Genomic DNA, 24,168 nt, shown 5'->3' with positions numbered 1-24,168 from the left:
TAATCTAACGAATCTTTTTTTATTTGTCGATTAAAACGCTTTCTCTGTTTTTCTATTTTAAAAAGAGAGAAACCAAAAGAAGTCGAAACTTTTTTTGGTTTCCATTCGTATGTTTTGTTCTTAAAAGGTAAATTCAGGATTAAAAGTTCCTTGGTATGGTTCATGTTCCACATAGACTTGGATATCGTTTCCTTCGTTATCTTTACCCATTCGTGTGTACGTAAAACGATTATCATTCAATTCTGTTAACTCTAAGACAGCGCCATAGCGATTGGTTCCAATGGAAACATGGGCACGGAATTTATTTTGATTTCCTACTTTAAAGTAGCCATAGTCGCCACGAGTTTCACCAGTTTGTAAATTGAAAAATTCATATTTGCTGCTATCTTGGTCAAATTTCGCTAAGCTGATAAAGTTTTGGTTGGCCGAAGTTACGTCATTGCCATCTTTATCCACTACTTTTGTGCCATTCCAAAGAAGTTGCGGTGTCCCATCAAAGGAAGTTTTACCAATAATTTCATCCCCTTGTCGATTTACATCAATCTGGCCTGTTTGTTCTGTCATGGCACGGCGTCCATTCGTGAATTCTAGTGTTCTGGGACGATTATTGGGGTATGGCTGCGGACGACCATAAACTGGACCTGAGGTTGCTTTGTTTTCTACGAAAACTTCAATATCATTTCCGTTTTTATCTTTACCCATCTGTCTATACGTAAAAGTATCTTGGTATAAAGTTCTAAGTGGGTATACACCTTGATAATTTTTGGTTTCAGAAATAATTACAAGACGGGAAACATCTGTAATACCAGCGGTCATAAAGAAGGTTCCTTCATCTCCTGTGGATTCTCCAGTCTCTTTATCAAAAAATTCATAGAAACTAGTGGTTGCATCAAATTTGATTGCATGTAATAGGTTTTGATTTTCATCTGTTAAGTCATTCCCGTTTCGATCATAAACGCGTGTTCCAGCCCAATCTTTTTCTGATAATCCTTCATCTTGTCTAATACCAACTGAACGTAAATACTCAGGTAAATCCCCTAAATTATTGGGATTGTCTACGCTTTGAGGAACGTATGCTTCTGCCGTCAAAGCCCCTCCTGCTCCACCAACTAATAACGCACTTAAAGCCAACAACGTAATTGTACCAACGATTTTTTTCTTCATAAACGACTACTCCCTTTCCTTTTGATAATTTAAGGATAGCAAGTAGTTATTAACTCCACCTGTCCATAATATGAACAAATTATTAAATAATAATCATTATAATTATCTTAATAATAATATTTAATTATAACTAATAACAATTTATTTATAGAAGAAGAGAAAACAAAAGAACGTTGAGGGACGTTCTTTTGTTAAATAAGAGAGAAGACAAGAGACTTTTAGAAAGTAAAGGCTGGATGATATGCGCCTTGGTAAGGTTCATGTTCCACGAACACTTGAATATCATTACCAGCATTATCTTTACCCATTCGAGTATACGTAAATCGATCATTGTTTAGTTCCGTTAATTCTAGCGCTGCACCGTAGCGATTCGTACCAATAGATACATGGGCCCGAATCTTGTTATTGTCCACCACTTGGAAGTACCCAAAGTCGCCGCGGGTTTCACCTGTTTGTAAATTGAAAAATTCATATTTACTTGTGTTTGGATCAAATTTCGCTAAACTAATGAAATTTTGATTGGCCGCTGTCACATCATTCCCGTTTTTATCTACGACTTTTGTGCCATTCCACAAGGTTGTTCCTAAAATTTTATCCCCTGATTTATTTGTCACAATTTTGCCAGTTTGATTGGTTAATGCTTCACGTCCATTTGTAAAAGCTAATTTTTTCCCATGATAAGGGATGTGTTCCACGTAAACTTCAACATCATTCCCCAGTTTATCTTTCCCTAAACGCTTGTAAGTAAATTTGTCTTTACTCACTTCGGTTAAATCCACTACGGCTTGATAATTTTGTGTCCGCGAAATTAAAATTCGTTTTGTGCCATCACCTGTCACAAAAAATGTTCCTTCGTCACCACGGGTTTCCCCAGTATTTTTGTCGAAAAACTCGTAAAAACCGGTTTCACCATCATATTTTGCTAAACCAATAAAATTAGCATTTTCTGCCGTTAAATCATTACCAGCAGCATCATAAACACGGGTTCCTTGCCAGTCCGTACCAGATAAAATCTTAGTCGCCTTGTCGCCTTTTGTTTGGCCATTGTTTTGATGTTTGCCTAAATTTGCTGTAGCACTATTTGGATTGGCTGCATGATCTGCAAATGCTGGACTTGCATAACCTGCTATAAGTAACGTACTTAATGTTACTAAAGTAATCGAACTTAATACTTTCTTTTTCATAAAGCATCGCTCCTTTTCTTTGATAAACCTATCTTAACAAACGATTCTAAACTACCACTGTCAGAAAAATGAACAATTTATAAACGATTAAAAACAACTATAAACTATTTTTTTGTTAAAAATGAAGCGGTCAAAAGAATCCTTTACTTCCTTTTGACCGCTTCATCCACTCGTGATTGACTAATTAGAACGTGAAGTCTGGCGTAAAATCTCCTTCATATGGTTCATGTTCTACAAAGACTTTAATTTCTTTGCCGTTGTTGTCTTTACCCATTCGTGTATACGTAAAACGTTTATCATTTAATTCTGTTAATTCTAACGCAGCTCCATATTTATTGTCACCAATTGAAACGTGGGCCCGGATTTTGTTATTATCAATTACTTGGAAGTAACCAAAATCTCCACGTGTTTTACCCGTTTCTAAATCAAAGAATTCATATTTACTTGTTTTATTATCAAATTTCGCTAAACTAATAAACATTTTATTTGCTTCAGTAACATCGTTACCGTCTTCATCTAAAACTTTCGTGCCATTCCATAATGTAGCCCCTAAAATGTCATCCCCAGGTTCACTGGTAACAATCTTGCCAGTTTCTGTTTCTAAATCTTTACGGCCATTCGTAAAGGTTAATTTCTCGTCAGAATAAGGGATATGTTCTACAAAGACTTCTACATCTTTCCCGTCTTTATCTTTACCCATTCGCTTATAGGTAAATTTATCTTTCGTCACTTCCGTTAAATCGACCACCGCTTGATAGTTTTGTGTATCCGAAATTAAGATACGCTTTTCGCCATCGTCTGTCACAAAGAATGTGCCTTCATCGCCACGGGTTTCACCTGTTTCTTTGTCGAAAAATTCATAAAAACCTGTTTCACCATCATATTTTGCTAAACCAATAAAATTAGCATTTTCTGCTGTTAAATCATTATTATTTTTGTCGTAAACTTTTGTGCCTTGCCAATCAGTACTGGATAAAATTTCTGTTAATTCTTGTCCTTTTGATTGCTCTTTAGCTGCTTCTGCTGAACTAGAGACTTCAGTGCTTGAGCTAGCTGCACTTGATTTATCTGTTGCAGAGTTGGCTCCGCCAGCACAGCCTGCAATCAACAACGTACTAAAGGTTAATAAGGTAAGCGCACTAAAAACTTTTTTCTTTTTCATGGTTGGTAATCCCCTTTTTCTTTTTGATATATTTAGAATAGCAAAGCCTTATAAACTCCTACTTGCCGAAAAATGAACAAATTATAAACAAATGAAAAAAAGTTAATAACAATACTAGCTTTTTTTTGTTCACTTGTAATACACTATAAGTAAGAAATAGATTAAAACCACTAGGAGGGACGCTTTTGACCATTAAACGCCGCTTTTTTATTTCTTATATTAGTGCCATCATTATTACTTTAGCCTCTGTTTTAGCTGTTTTATCCTTAGCTTCTTACATCACATTAGGAACTGTCCCCAGTTTGCCCCAAGCTTACCGAATGATGAATAAGCAACGACCATTGACCGCTAACGAAGAAGAAAGTTATTTGGCCTTAGATCAACTGCTAAAAAAGTCACCGAAATTACTAGATACACCTTTGAGTAAAGAATTAAAGGAAACGATTCAAACAATTGAAGCAAAAGGATTAAGTGTGATTATTCGAAAGAATGCACGGTTTCCTTATTATTCGGATAATTTAGTAGAAAAATCTTTGTCTGTACATATTCCAAACTACGAAATGAATAATATTATGCCAACTGGCACACTGGATAATGCAGGGCGTCTATATCATTATGTCAAATCCGATTTTCATTATTTAGATGGTTCTAACGGGAGCTTTATTGTCTTGAAACGCGAAAGCAGCCTTTTTGAATTCTTCACACGCTGGATTATCTGGATGATTTTGTTAATTATCCTTGTAGCAATTGCGGCAGCTTGGCTCATTAATAAGCGCTTAACCAAAACCACTATCGAGCCATTAGAAGCATTAGAAAAAGCGACTAAAACATTGGGTAAGGATGCCCAAAAAGAAAATCCATTTACACCAACTAGCCACCAAACCGTCTCAACAGAAGTCAAACAGCTCCAACTTAGTTTTGAACAAATGTGGCAAGATTTAGAAGAAGCCAATGCGGAACGCGAAAAATATGAAGCTAATCGGAAAGAATTAATTGCAAATATTTCTCATGACTTAAAAACACCAATTACTTCTATTATTGGTTACGTTGAAGGTTTGATGGATGGCGTTGCCAATACTGAAGAAAAAAAACAGCGCTATTTAACGGTCATTCATGAAAAAAGTTTAGGCCTCAATGATTTAATTGAAGAATTATTTTTGTATTCTAAATTAGACCTAGACCGTGCTGTCTTTACAATGGAAAAGACCAATTTCACTCGTTTTATTGCACATATTCTTGAAGAATACCGTTTGGAACAAGAACTCGTGATTACTTCTGTACTTCCCACCGAAGCTTTATACGTTCAAATGGATCCCACGCAGATGAATCGCGTGATTACCAATCTAATTCAAAATAGCATTAAATTTGCGGATCCCACTAAAGAGCAACTAGCCTTTACGATTTCTTTAACGCATAATCAAACAGACTTAGTTTTAACCATTACAGATAACGGCATTGGTATCGATAAAAAAGAATTACCTTATTTATTCGAACGCTTCTATCGTGTAGACAAATCTCGAACCCCAACAGTTAAAGGAAGCGGCTTGGGATTAAGTATTGTCAAACAAATTATTGACTATCATCAGGGAACAATCACTGTCACAAGTAAAAAAGGAGACGGCACCAACGTGATAATTACGCTGCCGTTGTTGGAGGATGAAAAATGAAACCACATGTATTAATTATTGAAGATGATCCAAGCATTGCTGATTTGCAAAAAGATTATTTAGAAATTAACGATATGACTGTCACAATTGAACATGATGGAAAAAAAGGATTGGAAGCAGCTTTAAATGAGCCCTTTGATTTAATTATTTTAGATGTGATGCTGCCAACTATGGATGGTTTTGAAATCTGTCGTGCAATTCGGAAAAAAAAGCAAACGCCGATCATGATTGTTTCGGCTAAAAAAGAAGATATTGATAAAATTCGTGGGCTTGGCTTAGGTGCGGATGATTATATAATCAAGCCGTTTAGTCCCAATGAATTAGTCGCTCGAGCAAAAGCCCATATGAACCGTTATCAATTGTTAAGCAAAGCAGAACAACCACCACAATTACTAAAAATCAATGAAATCGCTGTCGACACTGCCGCCCACAAAGTGTTTGTTTTAGAAAATGAAGTTATTTTTACAAGCAAAGAATACAAATTGTTGGTTTTCTTGATGGAACATCCTAACCGTGTGTGGAATAAAGAAGAACTTTTTGAAAGTGTCTGGGGGTTTGATGCCTTAGATACTGAGGTTTCGACTGTCGTTGTTCACATTAAACGGATTCGGGAAAAATTAAAAAAAGCCAATCTTTCTGACTCTCCAATTGAAACACTCTGGGGAAGTGGCTACCGCTTCAATCGATAAAGAGAGCAAAAATAAGTCGGAGCCTATTTCTAGGCTCCGACTTATTTTTTTATTAATTTACACGAGAAAATTTTTGATAAAGTTGGTTGAAAACAATCATAAACTGTTCAATTTCTGCCATTGTATTGCTTTCATCTAAACTAATGCGCACAGCGGAAGTCGCCAATTCCCCAGGCACATGCATGGCATACAAGGTGCTACTAGCCATTTTTTTTCGGCTAGAACAAGCACTCGTAGTCGAAATATAAATCTGTTTTTCTTCCAATGCATGGACTAGCACTTCGCCGCGAATCCCTTTCAAAGCAAAACATAAAATGTGTGGCGCAAAATGTTCATTATCTTGTGAAAAAACAGTCACATTTTGAAATTCTTCTAGCGCCTTTAATAAATAACTCCGTAATGTCGCCACATGTTGCGGCCGTTGTTGTTCGTTCTCTAAATGCAAGCGTAACGCTTTGGCCATTGCCACAATTGCTGGTACGTTTTCTGTCCCACTGCGTTGGTTGTTTTCTTGCCCGCCTCCTGTTAAAAGCGGCGCTAAACGTTTTCCTTGTTTCCAATACATAAAACCAATGCCTCGTGGTCCATGAAATTTATGTGCAGAAAACGTTGCAAAATCCACCCGATCCGTTAACCACTCTGAGTAATTAACTTTCCCAATTGCTTGAACCGCGTCTACATGAAAATGAATTTTAGGAAACTCCGCTAAAACCTCGCTGATTTCTTTAATTGGTTGAATCGTTCCCACTTCATTGTTCACTGCCATAACAGAAACCAAAATCGTTTCTTTTCTAATTAATTTCTGTAATTCCTCGACTTTTACACGACCTTCTTTATCCACTGGCGCATAAGAAAGTTCAAAACCTAGTTCGACTAATTGTTCCGCTGTTTCTGTAACTGCTGGATGTTCCACTGCAGAAATAATAATATGATTACCAAATTCTCGTTTTTCGATTGCCGTTCCTTTTAAAACCCAGTTATCTCCTTCAGTTCCGCCACTTGTAAAATAGATTTCATTTGCTGAAACATCGATTAGCTCCGCAATCTGCTTCCGTGCTTGTTGTAAGAGCCGATTCGCTTGGCTGCCTAAGTCATGTAGGCTAGACGGATTGCCAATAATCCGCTGACTGGTTTTTACATATGTATCTAAAGCCTGGGAGTAAATCGGTGTAGTTGCACTATTATCAAAATAAATCATTTGTCACCCTTCTTTTTTAAAATTCTTTCCCATTATATACTTTCTAAAGTATCACTTCAAGTCACCCCCACGCCATAAAAAACAGAGGCTTGTCTGTCGACAAACCTCTGTTTAGTGATTGTTTAATTAAATTGCTGTTAAATTAGGGTTATTGATATTTTTAAAATAAAAATCTTCGATTCGTTTGAACGCTCCTGGCTCAACAGCTTCCAATGCCGTTCCAATTTCATCTAATGCATCTTGATAACGGAATTCTGTCGAGAATAAATACATGCTTTTATCTAAAGCCGCTCGGATGTTCTCGTGAGTATGACGATAGCGGTTTGCATATTGCATCATTTGTTCTGTCAGAGCTGCTGCATTGACTAAATCTTTTGTTTTCTTATCTAATAACTCTAAATCATCTTCGCATAAGTCACACAAACGATTGATTTCATCCATGTTAATGCGCATTTTATTTAAGGCTCGGCTTAAATCTTCAATTCGATCCGTTGCCACATAGAAAAATTCTAAGTAATCAGCAGACAAACCTGGTAATCGTTGCTTTTCAACATATCGTTTGATACTCCGTAAACGGAATTCGTATTCGTCGACTTTTTCTTGGGCGACTTTTTCGCCTTTTCTTAGTTCTTTCAATGAAGCATCGATTTCTAATTGTTGATTTTCAATATCATCTAAAATCTTATAGCATTCTTTATAGAACGCTTGAATTTCAGAGTAAGGAACGGTATGTTCTTTCATTCGAGGTTCCAAGTCTTTTTGACGGCGGATAATTTCTTCAATTTCCGTTTGGAAGCCACGACTACGTCCTAGCTCGTTGTTGTTTAAGGTGTAGCTTTGTGATACATGGTCCAATTCAATCATTAATTGACGGTTATTTTTTAAGGAATGAGAAATATAATCGTCAATAATTTTTTGATTGGTCACGACATATTTCTTCGCTTCAATTTCACGTTCCATCACTTCATATAATGCATCAATCGCCGTTGCTGTGTCGCGATTTGCGACCTCTACTGCAGCAATCTCTGTTTTCTCTAAATCAGCCATTGAATTCTCGACACGTTTTTTCGCATGTTGAATTTCTTCAGCAAAGTTTTGTTCAGGGAACACATAATCGTCAGCTAATAATTGGTTGTAGCCTTCTTCGATTTCTTTTAATTGATCTGGGAAAGTTTCATTTAATTCTTCATACATTGGTGGAATCCGTTTCATTAAGTCTTCCAATTCATACGTATGACGTTCCGCATCTTCTAGGACTTCTCGAGCCTCAATTGGGTCCCCCGATGTATTTAGTGTGACAAATTGTGTGAATTCAATTTCGACGTTTCTTAATTGTTTTTGGATTTCGGAGTAAGCTGGACCAAAGCTAGCTTTATCATCTTTTAGTGATTTACTTAATTCTTCATAGACATCCAAAGCTTTTTGAACTTCTAATGAATTGCGCTCTTCACTTTCACGTAATTCTTTCAAGCCATTACGAATGACTTCCACTTCGGCTTCCATTTCGGTCATCGTTTCATTCGCTTCCACGACTGCTTTCTTCGCTTTCATGAAACGGAAAATTTCATTTTGATTTTCGACTTCATAAATTTGACTCTCTAGTTCGGCGAAAGAACGCGTCGATAGTTCTACCCAGCGTTGATTCCATTCACGGAAACTATTTTGACTCTGTCCAACTAGATGCATTTTTTTAATGTCATCGATTTCTTCAAAGACTGGCAAGTCAAACAGGGCTTCTTTACGAACTTCTAATTCATCTAATTGTTCTTGATTTTTTTTGCGCATAAAATAACCAATTAAGTATAGCACCGCAGCAATAATAACGATTACTAGTACTAAAATGATAATCCAATTATTCTTCATTTTGGCTCCTCCGATAATTTTTCTATAATAAAAGAAAGGTTGTTTGTTCTCTTCACACGGTTATCTATTGTTCCTGACCCTTGAAAAAGGGCATTCTTGCAGAAATACCTATAGAAAATTATAGCACAAACTGTATATTCATTCACTAGTTATAACAAACTTTTTTAAGAAAACCCGCGATCTTCTTACGAAGGGGTTGATTCACTGCTTTCATCGATCCGATTTTCACTAATTTTTTTACAAATATCACTTAGTTGTGTTAAGAAGGCATCCGCTTGACTTTGATCCATCCCAAAGTGTTCATCGCGCATCGCCCAAACTTCTAGCCCAGCTTCTTTGGCAGAGGCAATGCCTTTTTCTGAATCTTCAATGGCTATACATTCCTGTGGCGCAACAGCTAATTCTTGTAACGTGTGCAGATAAATATCCGGCGCCGGTTTACTTTCTTCGAAATCTTCCCCACTCACGACCGCATCAAAATAACTACTTAATTGCCCCACTGTCAAAACCTCTTCAATTGCGTCTTTTGTGGAAGAAGAAGCTAATCCGATTTTATAGCCTTGTCTTTTTAAAAATTGTAAAACACGTTTCGCATTTTCATCAAGCACAGCTAAATAATCTATCGGATGCGCTTTTTTATAGGCTATGTATTGTTCATTTAAAAAAGCAATATCTAGCTCTTTTTTGTTGACTTGTTCAATCTTTTGCCATAATGAACGCATATCCGCACCGACTAATTCCGGCAAGGTTAGGCCCTCAATGGTCAAATCAAATTCCGCTAAAAATGCTTTACGTCGCTCATAATAATAAGCTTCGCTATCTACTAGGACACCGTCCATATCAAAAATAATGGCAGTTTTGGATTCTGTCATACTATTTAACTCCTTCGTTACGACTCATATCTTTACAGTTTAACAAAATTTTAAGGAAAAATGAAGAACAAATATTTTCATGATTTCCTAACTTTCTGAAAATAAGTGGTTGCTTTTCTAAATGTTTTTCGGTATCCTTTTACTAATCTACAAATGAGAAAATAATTAAAAACAGGAGTGATAAACGTGAACGTAGTTAAATTCGGCGGTAGCTCGCTAGCATCAGCACCACAGTTACAGAAAGTCTTACAAATCGTCAAGGAAGAGCCGCGCCGAACGTTTGTCGTTGTATCCGCTCCTGGAAAGCGAACCCCGCAAGATATTAAAGTGACTGATTTATTGATTCAATACTATCAGCGCTACTTAAATAATGAGGAAATTGAATCGACAATCTCTGCCATCATTCGTCGTTATGAAGATCTTTTTGATGAATTACACTTGGATAAAGCAGTTTTAGCTGATATTGCTATTTCGATTCGCCAATTAGCCACTTTACCAAAAGAAAACAATGCTTTTTTATTTGACTATTTTTTAGCTAGCGGCGAGGACAATAATGCAAAAGTTGTTGCCAGTTTTTTCAATCAGAATGGCTTAGATGCTCGCTACATTAGTCCAAAAGAATTAGGTCTCCTAGTGACACCTGAGCCAGGCAATGCCCGCATTTTACCAAAAGCTTTAGAGAAAATTAGTGCCTATCGTGAGACTCAACAAATCTTGGTTATTCCAGGTTTCTTTGGTTATACAGAAGCCGGCGAAATTTGTACTTTTTCTCGTGGCGGTTCCGATATCACAGGGTCCATTGTTGCCGCAGGTGTTCAAGCAGATTTGTATGAAAACTTTACCGATGTGGACGGAATTTATGTCGCCCATCCTGGAATTATTGAACAGCCTCAAACGATTCAAGAATTGACCTATAGAGAAATGCGGGAGTTAGCTTATGCAGGATTTGCCGTCCTCCACGACGAAGCCTTAATGCCTGCCTATCGCGCAAATATTCCAGTCGTTATCAAAAATACCAACAACCCACATCATCCTGGCACCCTAATTACCACCTCTCGCAAAGTGAAGCATGCCCCTGTTGTAGGAATTGCTAGTGATCAAGGGTTCGCAAGTATTTACATTAGTAAGTATTTAATGAATAGAGAGTTAGGTTTTGGGCGACGGCTTTTAGAAGTACTAGAAAAATTAGCCTTAAGCTATGAGCATATGCCCTCAGGAATTGATGACATCACGATTGTTTTAAGAGAAGACCAGTTAACAACTGAAATTGAAAATCGACTGATGGCTCAACTCCAAGAAGTTTTAGCGCCTGATGAGTTACGCATCACGCATCACCTTTCTATGATTATGATTGTCGGGGAAGGCATGCGCCAACGAATTGGGGTTACTGCTGAAAGTACAATGGCGTTAGCCAAAGAAAAAATCAACTTAGAAATGATTAACCAAGGATCTTCGGAAGTAAGTATTATGTTTGGTATCAAAAAAGAACAAGAGGAAAAAGCCATCAAAGCCTTATATCGGACGTTCTTCCATGATTAATGAAAAAGACGAATGAGTTTTCTCATTCGTCTTTTTCATTGGTTTCAGTAATTTTCAATTGGCGTTGAATTTCCGCTTTAATTTTAGCTTCTGGCGCAAAATCTTGTTCCCAATTTTCAGGTTTTAATACTTTATTTGTTTCCGGATCATAATGTGGCTGCCCATCTGGAAATAATTTCCCCATATTGGCTTGATGAACGATTTCAATAATTTTTGTTGGATTGACGCCCATTAAGCAAAACGAACCATAAGTAAAATACAATAAATCAACTAGTGCATCCACTTCCTCCACTAAAGGATCAGATACTGATTTGCCTTTCGCCAAGACTTTCTGCTCTGCTTTATCGACAGATTTTTTTAATCCGTTGACCAATTGTTGAAAAAGCACTTGATCATTATTAGCAGCACTATATAAAAATTCCACAAGTTCTTCGACTTTAAACTCTGCTCGTCGACTGGCTAGCTCTGGCGAAAAAGCAGTTGGTTGCTCTGGTTGTTGTGGATTAAAAACCTCGTGGAAGGCACAAGCCATTTCATAAGGGGATTGCTTTTCAGACATTCAGCTACCTTCTTTCTCAAAATAAATCTAATTGTTTTGGATTCAAATCATCGTAACTCAAATTCAAGACTTTTTGCATCTGTAGAGCGTTTTCTGCGGCATCGCCGCCAGAATTATTATTAAAAATTACGCCCACTTCTTTAGCTTCTTGCGACATTTTTAAAACAGCTTCGCTTAAATCAGCGATTTCCTGCGTATTATAATGATAGAGGGTTCTTTTTTTACGCCACTCTGCATCATTGGCTAACCAGCCAGCCGCATTACGTCCGTGAAACCGGAAGAGCACGAGATTAGGATTCGTTACATACGGATAAAAGGGCACTGGATTCGTAGGAATCTGCGGTTCATCTACAATCACAAGTGAAAATTGATTTTCTTTCATAAATTGCAACATTTGTTTTACAAAGTTTGGTTGATACCATGAATTATTTCGTAATTCAATGGCGATAGGTAGGTCTTTAAACCAGTGACGAATTTTTTGCAAGTAAGCGACATTTTCTTTCGTACAACCAAATGTTCCTGAAAATTGTACCAGAAAGGCAAATAATTTTTTACTTTCAATTAATGGGGCCATACTTTCTAAAAAAGCGGTGATCATTTCTTCTTCACTTGCATAATAGGTCTGCCACTCACCTTGACAACTGATTCCACTATAAACTTTTATGACAAAGCGAAAGTTTTCGGGAACTGCTTTGACCCATTCAGCTACTCGTTCTTTGGGAGGAATCCCGTAATACGCCGTGTCCATTTCAACTAGCGGTAAATGACTGGCATATTCATAAAGCGTGGCCCGTTTTTTTCCAGTTAAATAGTCGTGTTCACTAAAAGATGTTAATCCTAAGCGAATCATGTCCTTCCTCCTCTGCGTAACTTTTTATTTTTCTAAACCGTCATCTCAACTTAGTTGGTCCAATCGATATTCGCTTCACAATAGGTTTGACCATCAATCCGAATCTCATGGCGCGTTTTCAACTGATTTTCTTGTTCGACAATTTCGTAATGACTTTCGACTTCTTGGCCATATTCTACTTCTTTATCAAATTTCACAAGAATTTTTTTCGGTTGATGCGTTGTTAAAAAGTCATAACCTAACACATCCAATAACCAATTAAAGTAAATCGCATTATTAACATGTTGATTGCCATCAATATCAAAAAAACGCACACGATAAGGTAAAAAGTTCCCCTCTGTGACCTTTTCAATTTTTTCATGGCGATAAATTTTAGTGATTTTTTCAGAATCAAAAGGTGCAATAATTTCTGGTAGCACACTACTGATTTTCCGATTTTTTTGATCCATTAAGACAAAGGTTGATTTCACAAAGACACATTCATTGCCTTCTTCATCATGAACCCAAAAGTTACGATAACAAAAATATTTGTTATAACTCATAGCTTGCGTTGTAATTGCTACTTTTTCACCAACTTTTGGTAAGCGGTGAATCTCTATTTCATAATTGGTGATGACCCAGCCTAGACCAAATTGAGCGACATAAGCCGCATCTCTTCCTAGTAATTCTGTTTGTTCTTCTGATACTTTAATGACAACCGCTAACAAAGCCGGTATCTTCATTGCACCAGTAAAATCGCCGTCATAGTAGGCAACTTCATAAGAGGATGTATGTTTTTTTCCCACGAAATAATCTCCTTTTTCCAATGGCTACTTTCGTGTCATTGTTTCTTCTTAAAAGTATACCACGTGATTTCTTCAATTGCGATTCCGAATGAAAAATTAACAAAACTTTGAAAAACACTATTATTTATATTATTTAAAAACATTCTTAATATTACTTAAAAAATATTGTTTTATTTTTAAAAATAACATTTCTTATTATTTGTATCCGAAAGATTATTATGTTATATTCCTATCTGTAAGCGCATACAAAATAATTTTTTAGGAGGTTTTTTTCGTGAAAAAGAGTTTATTAACAATCGTCCTGGCTTTTAGTTTTGTTTTAGGTGGCGCTGCATTGGCCCCTACTGTTTCGGAGGCTCATGGTTACGTAGCAAGTCCTGGAAGTCGTGCTTTCTTTGGTAGTTCTGCTGGTGGTAACTTAAATACAAATGTTGGTCGTGCACAATGGGAACCTCAAAGTATCGAAGCGCCAAAAAATACGTTTATTACTGGTAAATTAGCCAGTGCAGGTGTCTCAGGTTTTGAACCTTTGGATGAACAAACAGCTACTCGTTGGCACAAAACAAACATTACAACAGGTCCCCTTGACATCACTTGGAACTTAACTGCCCAACATAGAACTGCTTCTTGGGATTACTATATTACTAAAAATGGCTGGAATCCCAATCAACCATTAGACATTAAAAACTTCGACAAAATTGCTTCAATTGACGGTAAACAAGAAGTTCCTAATAAAGTTGTTAAACAAACAATTAATATTCCGACAGACCGCAAAGGTTATCATGTCATTTACGCTGTCTGGGGCATTGGTGATACGGTGAACGCCTTTTACCAAGCGATTGATGTGAACATTCAGTAAAAATACTCACATCTTAAACTACATTAAAGGAGTTCTCAAAAAATGAAGCTAAAAAAAATAATTCCTGCTTTTCTCCTTCTTTCAACCGTTGCAGTTGGCTTGTGGTTAACGCCTACTCAAGCTTCTGCAGATGCTGCGGATACGATGGTAGATATCTCTGGCAAAAAAGTGTTGGTTGGATATTGGCATAACTGGGCCTCAAAAGGACGCGATGGTTACAAACAAGGAACATCAGCATCGCTGAACCTTTCAGAAGTAAATCAAGCCTACAATGTCGTACCGGTTTCCTTCATGAAAAGCGATGGTACAACACGGATTCCTACGTTCAAGCCTTATAACCAAACGGACACTGCCTTCCGACAAGAAGTCGCACAATTAAATAGTCAAGGTCGCGCAGTTTTATTGGCACTTGGTGGAGCAGATGCACATATCCAATTAGTCAAAGGCGATGAACAAGCCTTTGCGAATGAAATCATTCGTCAAGTGGAAACATACGGCTTTGATGGTTTAGACATCGACTTAGAGCAATTGGCGATTACTGCTGGCGACAACCAAACCGTCATCCCTGCTGCATTGAAAATAGTCAAAGACCATTATCGAGCACAAGGAAAAAATTTCATCATTACGATGGCGCCAGAATTCCCTTATTTAAAACCTGGTGCCGCTTATGAAACATACATTACTTCCCTAAATGGTTATTATGATTACATTGCCCCACAATTATATAACCAAGGCGGCGACGGTGTCTGGGTTGATGAAATTATGACTTGGGTTGCTCAAAGCAACGATGCTCTAAAATACGAGTTCCTCTATTATATGTCTGATTCATTAATCCATGGCACGCGCGGCTATCTACAGATACCAAACGATAAATTAGTCCTTGGTTTACCAGCAAATCGGGATGCTGCTGGTAGCGGCTATGTCGTTGAGGCTACCCCTGTAGCCAAAACTTTTGATCAGTTAGCAAAAGACGGTAATCCTATCCGTGGCTTAATGACTTGGTCTGCAAATTGGGACGTTGGTCAAGATGTCAACGGCAAGTCCTACAACAATGAATTTGCGACACGTTATAGTAACCTTGTAAAATAAAAGCTATTTTGAGACAGAACACCGCATTTGGTTCTGTCTCTTTTTAAATTTTACTCACCTGTCTTTCAATAATCCAAACAATGTTCTCTCGCCTTCTAACCAATTAATTTTAAACCAATCACAGAAACAATGATTAAAAAAATAAAAAATATCCGTCGTAGGTCTTTTGATTCACCTAAGAGCATTCCTAAAATAGCGCCTCCTGCTGTACCAATTCCTGTCCAAACTGCATAAGAAACGCCCATCGGTAATTGTCTCATCCCTAAATATAAAAATAAGAAACTACCACTAAACGCTAGAATTAAAATTAACAATGAACGTAAGTCTTTTTTTGTTGTAAATAATTTAATTGAACCTACGCCAAAGATTTCAAAACAGCCTGCAATAACTAAGTATAACCAACTCATCTTGTTTCCTCCTCTTTATTTCCAGTTACCATTTTTAAGCCAATTACACCTATTAATAACAGCAACAGAAAAAGAACTTTTCCTATGCCCAATGGTGTGTGGAATAAAAAATGATCTGTCACAATAGTTCCAGCACTACCTAAGCCGACAAATACAGCATAGGCTGTGCCAACTGGCAATTCCTCTCCTGCTTTAATCAGCGCATAAAAACTGATAAAGATTGCGATTACTGTCCCTAAAATCTCCCACCATGTTGTACTATGCTTCATACCAATGACCCAAATCACTTCACAAAAAGCGCCAAAAATAACTTTTAACCAAGCTTTACTCATCTTGTTTTCCTTCCCTTCCAAACAAAAAAAGTGCCAACAAACAGTTCAGCTATGGCCTAAGAACTGTTCATTAACACTTTAGTCGCAAGCATCCGGCGATGTTTACGAAAGTTTATGTATTAAAATATCTCAGGCTATTATATTCTTATTTTTTTAAAAAATCAACTAAAAAATAATAGTTCGAATTCGAGACATTTCTTTTGCATTTTTAGGACTAATCATTTAAACTTACTTTTAGTAAGTTAATTAATTAAAAAATTATTTTTCTTTTAGGAGGATTTTTATTATGAATACACAAATTTTAGGTTTACACCACGTCACTGCCATGACTTCAAGTGCTGAAAAAATTTATCACTTTTTCACCGATATTTTAGGTCTACGTTTAATTAAGAAGACTGTCAACCAAGACGATATTGAAACATATCATTTATTTTTTGCTGATGATGCCGGCTCTCCCGGAACAGATATGACTTTCTTTGACTTTCCAGGCTTACCTAAAGGAACCAAAGGAACCAATACAATTTCTCGTACTTCCTTCCGTGTAAAAGATGATGCTGCTTTGGATTACTGGGTATCACGCTTTAATGAATATGCAATTGATCATGGAGAAATTCAAGAACGTTTTGGTAAAAAGTATTTAGAATTTGAAGACTTTGACAATCAACGTTACCAACTTATTTCTGATGAAAAGAACCAAGGTGTCGCAGCCGGCACGCCTTGGAAAAAATCTAACGTTCCTAGTGAACATGCTTTAATCGGCTTAGGTCCAGCCTTTGTAACTGTCGAAAATTACGAACATCTGCAACTAGTTTTAACTGAAGTTTTAGGATTCAAATTGATTGATGCTGAAGGTAGTTTCCATTTATTTGAAGTTGGTGAAGGTGGGAATGGCGCCAGCATCATCGTAGAGCATCGAGAAGATTTGCCAGCGGCTCAAGAAGGCTACGGCAATGTCCATCACTTAGCCTTGCGCGTTGCCGATGAGGAAGCACTACGTTTCTGGATTGAAAAAATTAATCGTTTGGAATTTCCTAATTCTGGCTTTGTGGAACGTTTTTACTTTAAATCTGAATATTTCTTGGCAGCAACACATGTTTTATTTGAACTGGCAACCGATGGTCCTGGATTTTTAGAGGATGAAACCTATGAACACGCTGGCGAAAAATTATCATTACCGCCATTTTTAGAACCAAAACGGGCAGGGATTGAAGAATTTGTGCGTCCTTTCGATACTTCAGATGCGAATGTTCAACGAAATTAGTATTTTTTCTAGGAGGTTCCTATGATTCATTACAATAGTAACGAGTTATCTGCAAAAACAGCGTATAAATTTTTATCAGGAAGTATTATTCCTCGGCCAATCGCTTGGGTTACAACACAAGATACAGCTACAGGTGTCGTCAACGCTGCTCCCTTTAGTTTCTTTAATGCGGCGGCAGCTGAAATTCCTTTAGCAACGTTGTCCATTTTACGACCAGACAAAGAGCCTAAAGATACGGCACGAAACATCTTGGCTACTAAAGAACTTGTCATCCATTTCGTTAACGAAGACGTTCTTACTCAAATGAATCAGACTTCGGCACCTTTAGCAGCAGAGATCAGTGAAATTGACACATTTGGGATTGAAACCATTGCCAGCCAGACTGTTGCTGTTCCAGCAATCAAAGCCGCGCCGATTCGGATGGAAGCTCGCTTACATCAATATGTACCTATTGCTAACCATGAAGGTCAAATTATTACGGATTTATTCATTGTAGAAATTACCGATTTCTATTTTGATTCAGCCGTTTTCGATGAAGAACATCAGTACATTTTACCTGAAAAACTCCAACCGATTGCTCGTTTAGCAGGCAATGATTATACAACATTGGGCGAAATCCGTGAAGTTCGCCGCCCAACGTAAAAAGAAGGCCCCCGCCATGACGGCGGGGGCCTTCTTTTTCTGTTTTATGCTAATGCGCCCATTGGATCCCAAGGTGCCAAAACAGTTGGCGCTTGTTCCCAAGCTTTTTTCTGTTCATCAGTTAATAAATCTTTGTGCACAACGATTTGATAAGTGTACTCGTCCATCCACGCATCGCTCATAACGAAGAAGCCATTTTCACCGACTTTTTCGCCCCAGCTATTTTCCACTTTCCATTTTGTTGTTTGACCATCAACGATATCAACACCTGTTAAAACCATGGCGTGTGTCATTAAGCTTTCACCAAAGTCTAAACGTTCTGCTTTAGTCATCGTAAAATCAATATCAAAAAGATCGTTCATATCGTAAACGTCTAATGCCATAATTCCTGTGTCACGTGTTGAAGATTGTCCGACATCACAACCAAACCAAACAGATTCGCCTTGTTCCAATTGTGCAGCAGCTAATTTTTTGAAAGCAGCCATTTCTACATTTAAATATTTAACTTCTTTGCCGCCGACAACATTCCCTAACATTTCAACAGTGTATGTTTTGTTGAATGGTTTATCTTCTGTAGGAGCATTAATAATACTTACATAATCATGTAAATTAACGCCAACGTATTTTTCAAAGAATGTTTGCGGTGTTAGATTTTGATCCAAATGATAATTTTTTTCTTCGTCACGGTATTCAAAATCAAAGGTTTCTGGCGGTGTTCCTAAAGAGATTGCTAAGAAATTATAAATTTCTTGTAACATTGCTTCTTTGTTTTTTTGGACTTCTTCAGCAGAAGCGCCTTTTTCAATTAAACTACGTAAAATTGTTGCATCTTTGCGTAATTTTTTATTTAAATAGTTGTTTAAATCACGTGAATTGGAACTGTTGCTGCTTTCAGGCATTGCCGTTTTAGGCACTACGCCATATTTATCAAAAATTGAAACGATCATATCCCATTGCCCACCATCTTGTTGTGGTGTCGCTAATAAAAAGGCCACTTTACGACTAGTCAACGGTTGATCGGCTGTTGCAATAATATTTTCATAGAAATAGTTTGATTTTTCATATTTATCCCAGAAAAATGTATAGTTTTGTGATAATTCAAAATCTTTTAATTGAAACGCATTTAACATTCTATGTCTAAATGTATTTAATGCCGCAAACATCCAGCAGCGACCGCTTTGTTTTTGATTGGCCACTTTTCCAGTAGCTAAGTCGACTGAAAAGACGGGTACGTTATTCACGGCTCCTTGTACAGATTCACCTGAAGCGCTGATACCATTTTTTACTACACTACGTTGTAAGGCATTTTGTTTATTATTGTTCAAGAAATCTTGATGGAATTTCTCTGTTAATTTTGGTTCAATTGCTGTCATATTTTCATCGTCCTTTCATTTTACGTTCTTCTTCATTATATGCTTCTCTTTAAACAGAAACAACCATTTACTCTAAATTCCTTGCTTTCCAACTCTTTTTGTATTAGGATATATAATACAGATAACACAAATAAGACAGGAGTGATTCGATGCTTTTAGAAATAGATGAACAAAGCGAACAGCCCATCTATCAGCAACTCATTGATCAAATCATTGTAGGCATTGCCAAAGGTGAACTGGTTCCCAATGAAAGTTTGCCTTCTATCCGACAATTGGCGGACGAAATCGGGGTCAATATGATGACTGTTTCAAAAGCTTATAATAAGTTAAAGCAATCAGGTTATATTGTGACTGACCGTCGTAACGGCACCAAAATTGCCGCAAAGTTACCTGCTACCGCTGTTTGGCAACAGCAATTGCATGAGCGTTTAGAACTTCTGTTGGCTGAAAGTTTTTTACATCAGCAATCCGAAGCAGAAATCCAAGCACTTATTCAGAAAATTTATCAAAATTTTGATTCGAAAGGGCGTGCATTATAATGGCGGTATTCTTTTATTTCATCCTAGTTTCTGTCGCTTTTTTTATGGCATTTACTATGGGGATTTATGCAAATCCTCACAAAAATATTATTTTGGAAAACACTTTACCAGAAGATAAACTACAAGATCCCAGCGTTCAAGCAATCCGAAAACGTTATAAAAAACGCTTGGTTCAACTAGCAGCCGTTTTTAGTGTTCTTAGTTTACCTTTGTTATTTATTCCTTATGATTCGATTTTGTTGTTTCTTTTTCTGTTACTTTTATTTAGTTTTATTGGCAGTGGCTACTATCTGCAAATCGTTTATATTCGCAAAATGGCCGCTTTAAAAATGCAAAACGGCTGGTTGCTACCTAAGCGTCCTCTCTTAATCGATACGCAATTAGTTTTAAATAAAAACCAGAAACTTATTTCATTTTGGTGGTTTTTACCTGCGATTATTCTTACTTTTGCTGGGGGCTTTTATTCCTTGCAAACGGCGATTGGTTCCTGGATTCTTTTCTTAATTACTGTTTTGATGTTAAGTTTGTTCATTGGCGGCTATTATTTTATCGCGCGCTTACCTGTCAAACCGCTAACTAGTGACTCAAAAATTAATCAGCAAATTAATGATTTATTTCGGCATCATTGGTCTGTTTTAATGGTTTTATCCGCCTTAGTTTTTGCACCGCTAACCATTTTACCAACTTTCACAATTGTAATTGATTATACGGTTGCGATGGCCCTTACTTTTTGTTATTTTATTCTTTTGTTTGTTTATGTAGGCTTTCTCTTCTACTACCTATTTTCAATGCGCAAAAAACAAGATCAATTCGTTTTACAGGCTGGCGATTATCGCTATGGGGATGATGATCAATATTGGCGGTATGGGATTTATATCAATCCAAAGGACCCCAAAATCATGGTTCCTGATCGCATTGGTATGAATTTATCTATTAACCTAGGACGGCCTGCTGGGAAAATTATTCTAGCCGCTACTGGTATTTTAACGATTGCGGTGCTGTTCTTTGCCACAGTGCCGATGTTTATAAATGATTTTTCTAGTCATGCCTTTCAAGCAACTATTGAAAATAAACAAATTGAGTTATCTGCCCCATTAGCAAAAACAAGGTCAATTCCTTTTAACCAAATCACTGCTGTTTCTTTGATTGATGACTTACCTCAAGAACGCATCCGCACAATGGGTGCTGCGACAGATAGTTACTTAACAGGAGAATTTAAAGTCGCTGGAAAACCTGCTTATTTACTAATTTATACAAAAAGTCATCCGATTCTGAAAATAGAAACGCGGAAGAAAGTTTATTATTATACTGCGCGTGATGGTCAAGAAACGACTAAGATTTATCAGGAAATCAAAGCCAAACTTCCATAACAAAAAAACAGGGCCTACTCATGATGGTAGGCCCTGTTTTTTGTTATTCGCTGACAACCTTGAATTTTGTATCTGCCAACGTGGTATTCAGTTCATCTTGGCTTACTTCACGATCTGCTGTCACAACGGCTGTTTGATCTGCCAAGTGAACCGCAACATTCGTTACGCCGTCAATTCCACTAAATTTTTCAGTGACCGCTTGAACACAGCCATCACATTTCATCCCATCAATTTTTACTGTTTTTTCCATTTCACTTCATCCTTTTCAATTTTATTTTTGACTTCCACTAGTTCTTTTCACCGTCGAAGGTTTAAATCCTTTCAATCGTAAGGCGTTTAGTAAGACAGAGACTGAACTAAAACTCATAGCTGCTGCTGCAATCATCGGACTTAACAAAGGTCCACCAAATAAGTGTAACACACCCATAGCCACTGGAATACCTAATGTATTATAGGCAAATGCCCAGAAAAGATTTTCTTTGATGTTTTTGATGGTCGCTTTACTTAATTCAACTGCTGTAGGCACATCCATTAAATCACTACGCATTAGCACAATGTCGGCCGATTCCATTGCAACATCTGTGCCTGAACCAATAGCAATCCCCACATCTGCTTGGGCAAGTGCTGGTGCATCATTAATCCCGTCACCCACCATCGCAACTTTTTTGCCTTCTGCTTGTAGTTTTTTCACTTCTAACGCTTTATCTTCTGGTAAAACTTCACTTAAGACACGATCGATACCTACTTGTTTCGCAATCGCCTCTGCAGTACGCTTGTTGTCTCCCGTAATCATTACGGCTTCGATCCCCATTTTATGCAAACGTGCAATGGCTGTTTGACTGCTATCCTTCACAGTATCTGCTACCGCAATGATACCCGCAAACGAACCATCTTTTGCCACAAACATTGGGGTTTTCCCTTCTTCTGCCAAACGATCCGCTTGTTGAACAAACGTTGATAGCTCGATTGCTTCTTCTTTCATTAATTTTATATTGCCCAAAAGTAGGACTCGTTCGTTGACTGTCACACGGATGCCGTGACCTGGAATCGCTGAAAAATCGCTTCCTTCTGCTAATGGCAATTGACGTTCTTTAGCCGCTCCCACAATTGCTTCACCTAGAGGATGTTCTGATCCTTGTTCTGCAGAAGCTGCTAATGTTAGTAACTCAGCTTCTGAAAGTGCTGAATCAGCAACTAAAATATCTGTAACCACCGGTTTGCCTTCTGTAATAGTCCCTGTTTTATCAAACACGATTGTTTGAATTTTGTGAGTGGTTTCTAAAGCATCCCCACTTTTAATTAAAACGCCATTTTCAGCGCCCTTACCTGTCCCCACCATAATCGCAGTCGGCGTTGCCAAGCCGAGCGCACAAGGACAAGCAATCACTAACACAGAAATAGTAATTGTCAAAGCGAAAATCCATGACTCTTGTCCTAAAAAGAACCAAGCCAAGCCAGAAAGAACAGCCAAACCAATGACGATTGGGACAAAAACACCCGAAATTTTATCAGCTAATTGTGCAATCGGCGCTTTTGAGCCTTGCGCATCTTCCACTAATTGAATGATTTGGGCAAGGGCCGTCTCTTTTCCCACTTTTGTCGCCTTGAATTGAAAGCTGCCATTTTTATTGATGCTAGCACCAATTACTGCATCACCGACTTTCTTTTCAACAGGCAAACTTTCGCCCGTTAACATGGCTTCATCCACAGAACTACTGCCTGAAACAATCACTCCATCAACAGGGATTTTATCTCCTGGGCGAACAATCACAATGTCATCCAACTGAACAGCATCAACTGGCACTTCAATTTCTGCGCCATCACGTAAAATATGAGCAGTTTTCGGCGCTAAACCCATTAATTTTTTTATCGCATCTGAGGTTTTCCCTTTTGAAACAGCTTCGAAATATTTTCCTAATGTAATTAAGGTTAAAATAACACCCGCTGATTCATAATAAAGAGCCATTGTAAAACTTGTGTCTCCTAAAAATATCATGACTGTGCCATATAAACTATACACAAAAGCAGCGCTGGTTCCTAAAGCCACCAAAGAAAACATATTCGGATGCCCTTTAAACAATGCTTTAAAACCAACTGTGAAAAATTCTCTGCCGACATATAGAACGGGTAAAGTCAAAATCAATTGAACCATTGCAAAGGTCATCGCATGTGTCATTGGATTCAAAAAATCCGGCAATGGTAAGCCTACCATATGTCCCATCGCAATATAAAGAAGGGGCACTGTAAACACCGCTGAGATCCAAAAACGTTGCCACATCTCAGCAATATGTTTTTGTTTCTTTTCACGATCTTGGTCCGCTGTTGCACCTGCAGCGACTTCTTCTGTCGCTTGATAACCTGCATCCGTAACTGCTTTGATAATTTTAGCACTCGTTACTTGATGGTCGTCATAACTAACCACCAGTTTTTCCGTGGCTAAATTAACAATCGCTTGTTGAACACCAGATAATTGGTTCACAGCTTTTTCAATCGTTTGGGCACAGGAAGCACAACTCATTCCTTCAATCGTAAACGTTCGTTGCTTGGCTGGGCTAATCGCCTTGTAGCCAGCATCTGACACAGCTTCCTTAATTTCTTCTTCTGTGACTTCCGTCTGATCATACGTGACACTTAATTTTTCCGTAGCTAAATTGACACTTGCCTTTGCCATCCCAGGTAACTTCGCCGTAGCCTTTTCAATCGTTTGGGCACAGGAAGCACAGCTCATCCCTTCAATATCAAACGTTTTACTTTCCATTTTTTT

General features: G+C 37.6%; 23 protein-coding genes. 9 read left to right on the top strand and 14 right to left on the bottom strand.

Translation table 11 applies throughout. From position 1 onward, the window contains the following. Positions 1–120 precede the first annotated feature (120 nt). From IGJ03_RS01385 to IGJ03_RS01375, 3 genes are all read right to left on the bottom strand, one after another. Positions 121–1,164, bottom strand: a complete 1,044-nt coding sequence (locus IGJ03_RS01385; protein WP_002387660.1) for a DUF4822 domain-containing protein — start codon at positions 1,162–1,164, stop codon at positions 121–123. A gap of 218 nt (positions 1,165–1,382) precedes the next feature. After that, entirely contained in the window at positions 1,383–2,348 is a 966-nt protein-coding gene (locus IGJ03_RS01380) for a DUF4822 domain-containing protein (protein ID WP_077932744.1), read from the bottom strand. A 184-nt stretch (positions 2,349–2,532) separates the two neighbouring features. After that, a complete protein-coding gene (locus IGJ03_RS01375) occupies positions 2,533–3,510 on the bottom strand; it encodes a DUF4822 domain-containing protein (protein WP_375804731.1) in 978 nt (325 codons plus the stop codon). 323 nt (positions 3,511–3,833) lie between these two features. Between IGJ03_RS01375 and IGJ03_RS01370 the strand changes: the two genes are divergently transcribed. After that, positions 3,834–5,177, top strand: a complete 1,344-nt coding sequence (locus IGJ03_RS01370) for a sensor histidine kinase (protein WP_002385380.1) — start codon at positions 3,834–3,836, stop codon at positions 5,175–5,177. Further along, positions 5,174–5,866, top strand: a complete 693-nt coding sequence (locus tag IGJ03_RS01365; RefSeq protein WP_002355236.1) for a response regulator transcription factor — start codon at positions 5,174–5,176, stop codon at positions 5,864–5,866. The genes IGJ03_RS01370 and IGJ03_RS01365 overlap by 4 nt, the downstream gene beginning before the upstream one ends. A 52-nt stretch (positions 5,867–5,918) precedes the next feature. Here IGJ03_RS01365 and IGJ03_RS01360 read toward each other — a convergent pair whose 3' ends face one another. The 3 genes from IGJ03_RS01360 to IGJ03_RS01350 form a co-directional block, all read right to left on the bottom strand. Next, positions 5,919–7,064, bottom strand: coding sequence for a cysteine desulfurase family protein (locus tag IGJ03_RS01360; RefSeq protein ID WP_010777364.1), 1,146 nt, complete (start codon positions 7,062–7,064; stop codon positions 5,919–5,921). A 126-nt stretch (positions 7,065–7,190) separates the two neighbouring features. Further along, on the bottom strand, positions 7,191–8,927 hold the full coding sequence (ezrA, locus tag IGJ03_RS01355) for a septation ring formation regulator EzrA (RefSeq protein ID WP_002355233.1): 1,737 nt from the start codon (positions 8,925–8,927) through the stop codon (positions 7,191–7,193). Between the two features lie 185 nt (positions 8,928–9,112). Further along, positions 9,113–9,799, bottom strand: a complete 687-nt coding sequence (locus IGJ03_RS01350) for an HAD family hydrolase (protein WP_002355232.1) — start codon at positions 9,797–9,799, stop codon at positions 9,113–9,115. A gap of 186 nt (positions 9,800–9,985) precedes the next feature. On the opposite strand from IGJ03_RS01350, the gene IGJ03_RS01345 reads away from it, so the two are divergent. Further along, on the top strand, positions 9,986–11,338 hold the full coding sequence (locus IGJ03_RS01345) for an aspartate kinase (RefSeq protein WP_002385384.1): 1,353 nt from the start codon (positions 9,986–9,988) through the stop codon (positions 11,336–11,338). 22 nt (positions 11,339–11,360) lie between these two features. On the opposite strand, the gene IGJ03_RS01340 is transcribed toward IGJ03_RS01345, so the two are convergent. The 3 genes from IGJ03_RS01340 to IGJ03_RS01330 are packed head-to-tail and all read right to left on the bottom strand — an operon-like array spanning position 11,361 to position 13,532. Beyond that, positions 11,361–11,897, bottom strand: coding sequence for a cof family protein (locus tag IGJ03_RS01340; protein ID WP_010824364.1), 537 nt, complete (start codon positions 11,895–11,897; stop codon positions 11,361–11,363). 16 nt (positions 11,898–11,913) lie between these two features. Then, positions 11,914–12,747: a DUF72 domain-containing protein gene (locus IGJ03_RS01335; RefSeq protein ID WP_375804730.1), complete on the bottom strand. Its 834-nt coding sequence runs from the start codon at positions 12,745–12,747 to the stop codon at positions 11,914–11,916. 50 nt (positions 12,748–12,797) lie between these two features. Beyond that, positions 12,798–13,532: an acyl-ACP thioesterase domain-containing protein gene (locus tag IGJ03_RS01330; protein WP_002355227.1), complete on the bottom strand. Its 735-nt coding sequence runs from the start codon at positions 13,530–13,532 to the stop codon at positions 12,798–12,800. Between the two features lie 274 nt (positions 13,533–13,806). Between IGJ03_RS01330 and IGJ03_RS01325 the strand changes: the two genes are divergently transcribed. Next, positions 13,807–14,391: a lytic polysaccharide monooxygenase gene (locus tag IGJ03_RS01325; protein WP_002355225.1), complete on the top strand. Its 585-nt coding sequence runs from the start codon at positions 13,807–13,809 to the stop codon at positions 14,389–14,391. A 42-nt stretch (positions 14,392–14,433) separates the two neighbouring features. Continuing rightward, positions 14,434–15,480 carry a chitinase gene (locus tag IGJ03_RS01320; RefSeq protein WP_002364979.1) on the top strand — a complete coding sequence of 349 codons (1,047 nt, stop codon included), beginning with the start codon at positions 14,434–14,436 and terminating at the stop codon, positions 15,478–15,480. Between the two features lie 95 nt (positions 15,481–15,575). On the opposite strand, the gene IGJ03_RS01315 is transcribed toward IGJ03_RS01320, so the two are convergent. Both IGJ03_RS01315 and IGJ03_RS01310 read right to left on the bottom strand, forming a co-directional pair. Then, positions 15,576–15,887, bottom strand: coding sequence for a DMT family transporter (locus IGJ03_RS01315; RefSeq protein WP_002355223.1), 312 nt, complete (start codon positions 15,885–15,887; stop codon positions 15,576–15,578). Continuing rightward, positions 15,884–16,240, bottom strand: a complete 357-nt coding sequence (locus IGJ03_RS01310; protein ID WP_002386054.1) for a DMT family transporter — start codon at positions 16,238–16,240, stop codon at positions 15,884–15,886. Before IGJ03_RS01310 ends, IGJ03_RS01315 begins: the two co-directional genes overlap by 4 nt. A 265-nt stretch (positions 16,241–16,505) precedes the next feature. Between IGJ03_RS01310 and IGJ03_RS01305 the strand changes: the two genes are divergently transcribed. Beyond that, positions 16,506–17,480, top strand: coding sequence for a ring-cleaving dioxygenase (locus tag IGJ03_RS01305; protein WP_002355221.1), 975 nt, complete (start codon positions 16,506–16,508; stop codon positions 17,478–17,480). A gap of 21 nt (positions 17,481–17,501) precedes the next feature. Then, positions 17,502–18,122 carry a flavin reductase family protein gene (locus IGJ03_RS01300; protein WP_002395578.1) on the top strand — a complete coding sequence of 207 codons (621 nt, stop codon included), beginning with the start codon at positions 17,502–17,504 and terminating at the stop codon, positions 18,120–18,122. Positions 18,123–18,166: 44 nt separating this feature from the next. Here the strand turns inward: IGJ03_RS01300 and IGJ03_RS01295 are convergent, their stop codons facing one another. Further along, positions 18,167–19,495: an aminopeptidase C gene (locus tag IGJ03_RS01295; protein ID WP_002358357.1), complete on the bottom strand. Its 1,329-nt coding sequence runs from the start codon at positions 19,493–19,495 to the stop codon at positions 18,167–18,169. Positions 19,496–19,644: 149 nt separating this feature from the next. On the opposite strand from IGJ03_RS01295, the gene IGJ03_RS01290 reads away from it, so the two are divergent. Together IGJ03_RS01290 and IGJ03_RS01285 are read left to right on the top strand one after the other, a co-directional pair. Beyond that, complete coding sequence (locus IGJ03_RS01290) at positions 19,645–20,034, top strand: GntR family transcriptional regulator (RefSeq protein WP_002358356.1); 390 nt, start codon at positions 19,645–19,647, stop codon at positions 20,032–20,034. Then, positions 20,034–21,404, top strand: a complete 1,371-nt coding sequence (locus IGJ03_RS01285; RefSeq protein ID WP_002379043.1) for a PH domain-containing protein — start codon at positions 20,034–20,036, stop codon at positions 21,402–21,404. The genes IGJ03_RS01290 and IGJ03_RS01285 overlap by 1 nt, the downstream gene beginning before the upstream one ends. Before the next feature lie 43 nt (positions 21,405–21,447). Here the strand turns inward: IGJ03_RS01285 and IGJ03_RS01280 are convergent, their stop codons facing one another. After that, complete coding sequence (locus tag IGJ03_RS01280) at positions 21,448–21,654, bottom strand: heavy-metal-associated domain-containing protein (RefSeq protein WP_002355215.1); 207 nt, start codon at positions 21,652–21,654, stop codon at positions 21,448–21,450. A gap of 21 nt (positions 21,655–21,675) precedes the next feature. Further along, positions 21,676–24,162, bottom strand: coding sequence for a heavy metal translocating P-type ATPase (locus tag IGJ03_RS01275; protein ID WP_010777362.1), 2,487 nt, complete (start codon positions 24,160–24,162; stop codon positions 21,676–21,678). Between the last annotated feature and the right edge of the window lie 6 nt (positions 24,163–24,168).

It is taken from the genome of Enterococcus sp. DIV1315a, from assembly GCF_051712325.1.
In the GTDB taxonomy this organism is placed as follows: Bacteria; Bacillota; Bacilli; order Lactobacillales; family Enterococcaceae; genus Enterococcus; species Enterococcus faecalis.
This window is presented reverse-complemented; position numbering and strand designations above follow the sequence as displayed.

Bases quoted from the DNA above. Each gene is read 5' to 3' on its own strand.
- IGJ03_RS01360 (WP_010777364.1), bottom strand. From the start codon at position 7,064: ATGATTTATTTTGATAATAGTGCAACTACACCGATTTACTCCCAGGCT.
- IGJ03_RS01370 (WP_002385380.1), top strand. From the start codon at position 3,834: ATGAATAAGCAACGACCATTGACCGCTAACGAAGAAGAAAGTTATTTG.
- IGJ03_RS01320 (WP_002364979.1), top strand. From the start codon at position 14,434: ATGAAGCTAAAAAAAATAATTCCTGCTTTTCTCCTTCTTTCAACCGTT.
- IGJ03_RS01315 (WP_002355223.1), bottom strand. From the start codon at position 15,887: ATGAGTTGGTTATACTTAGTTATTGCAGGCTGTTTTGAAATCTTTGGC.
- IGJ03_RS01365 (WP_002355236.1), top strand. From the start codon at position 5,174: ATGAAACCACATGTATTAATTATTGAAGATGATCCAAGCATTGCTGAT.
- IGJ03_RS01375 (WP_375804731.1), bottom strand. From the start codon at position 3,510: ATGAAAAAGAAAAAAGTTTTTAGTGCGCTTACCTTATTAACCTTTAGT.
- ezrA (WP_002355233.1), bottom strand. From the start codon at position 8,927: ATGAAGAATAATTGGATTATCATTTTAGTACTAGTAATCGTTATTATT.
- IGJ03_RS01350 (WP_002355232.1), bottom strand. From the start codon at position 9,799: ATGACAGAATCCAAAACTGCCATTATTTTTGATATGGACGGTGTCCTA.
- IGJ03_RS01380 (WP_077932744.1), bottom strand. From the start codon at position 2,348: ATGAAAAAGAAAGTATTAAGTTCGATTACTTTAGTAACATTAAGTACG.
- IGJ03_RS01335 (WP_375804730.1), bottom strand. From the start codon at position 12,747: ATGATTCGCTTAGGATTAACATCTTTTAGTGAACACGACTATTTAACT.
- IGJ03_RS01280 (WP_002355215.1), bottom strand. From the start codon at position 21,654: ATGGAAAAAACAGTAAAAATTGATGGGATGAAATGTGATGGCTGTGTT.
- IGJ03_RS01305 (WP_002355221.1), top strand. From the start codon at position 16,506: ATGAATACACAAATTTTAGGTTTACACCACGTCACTGCCATGACTTCA.
- IGJ03_RS01290 (WP_002358356.1), top strand. From the start codon at position 19,645: ATGCTTTTAGAAATAGATGAACAAAGCGAACAGCCCATCTATCAGCAA.
- IGJ03_RS01295 (WP_002358357.1), bottom strand. From the start codon at position 19,495: ATGACAGCAATTGAACCAAAATTAACAGAGAAATTCCATCAAGATTTC.
- IGJ03_RS01300 (WP_002395578.1), top strand. From the start codon at position 17,502: ATGATTCATTACAATAGTAACGAGTTATCTGCAAAAACAGCGTATAAA.
- IGJ03_RS01285 (WP_002379043.1), top strand. From the start codon at position 20,034: ATGGCGGTATTCTTTTATTTCATCCTAGTTTCTGTCGCTTTTTTTATG.
- IGJ03_RS01275 (WP_010777362.1), bottom strand. From the start codon at position 24,162: ATGGAAAGTAAAACGTTTGATATTGAAGGGATGAGCTGTGCTTCCTGT.
- IGJ03_RS01340 (WP_010824364.1), bottom strand. From the start codon at position 11,897: ATGTCTGAAAAGCAATCCCCTTATGAAATGGCTTGTGCCTTCCACGAG.
- IGJ03_RS01385 (WP_002387660.1), bottom strand. From the start codon at position 1,164: ATGAAGAAAAAAATCGTTGGTACAATTACGTTGTTGGCTTTAAGTGCG.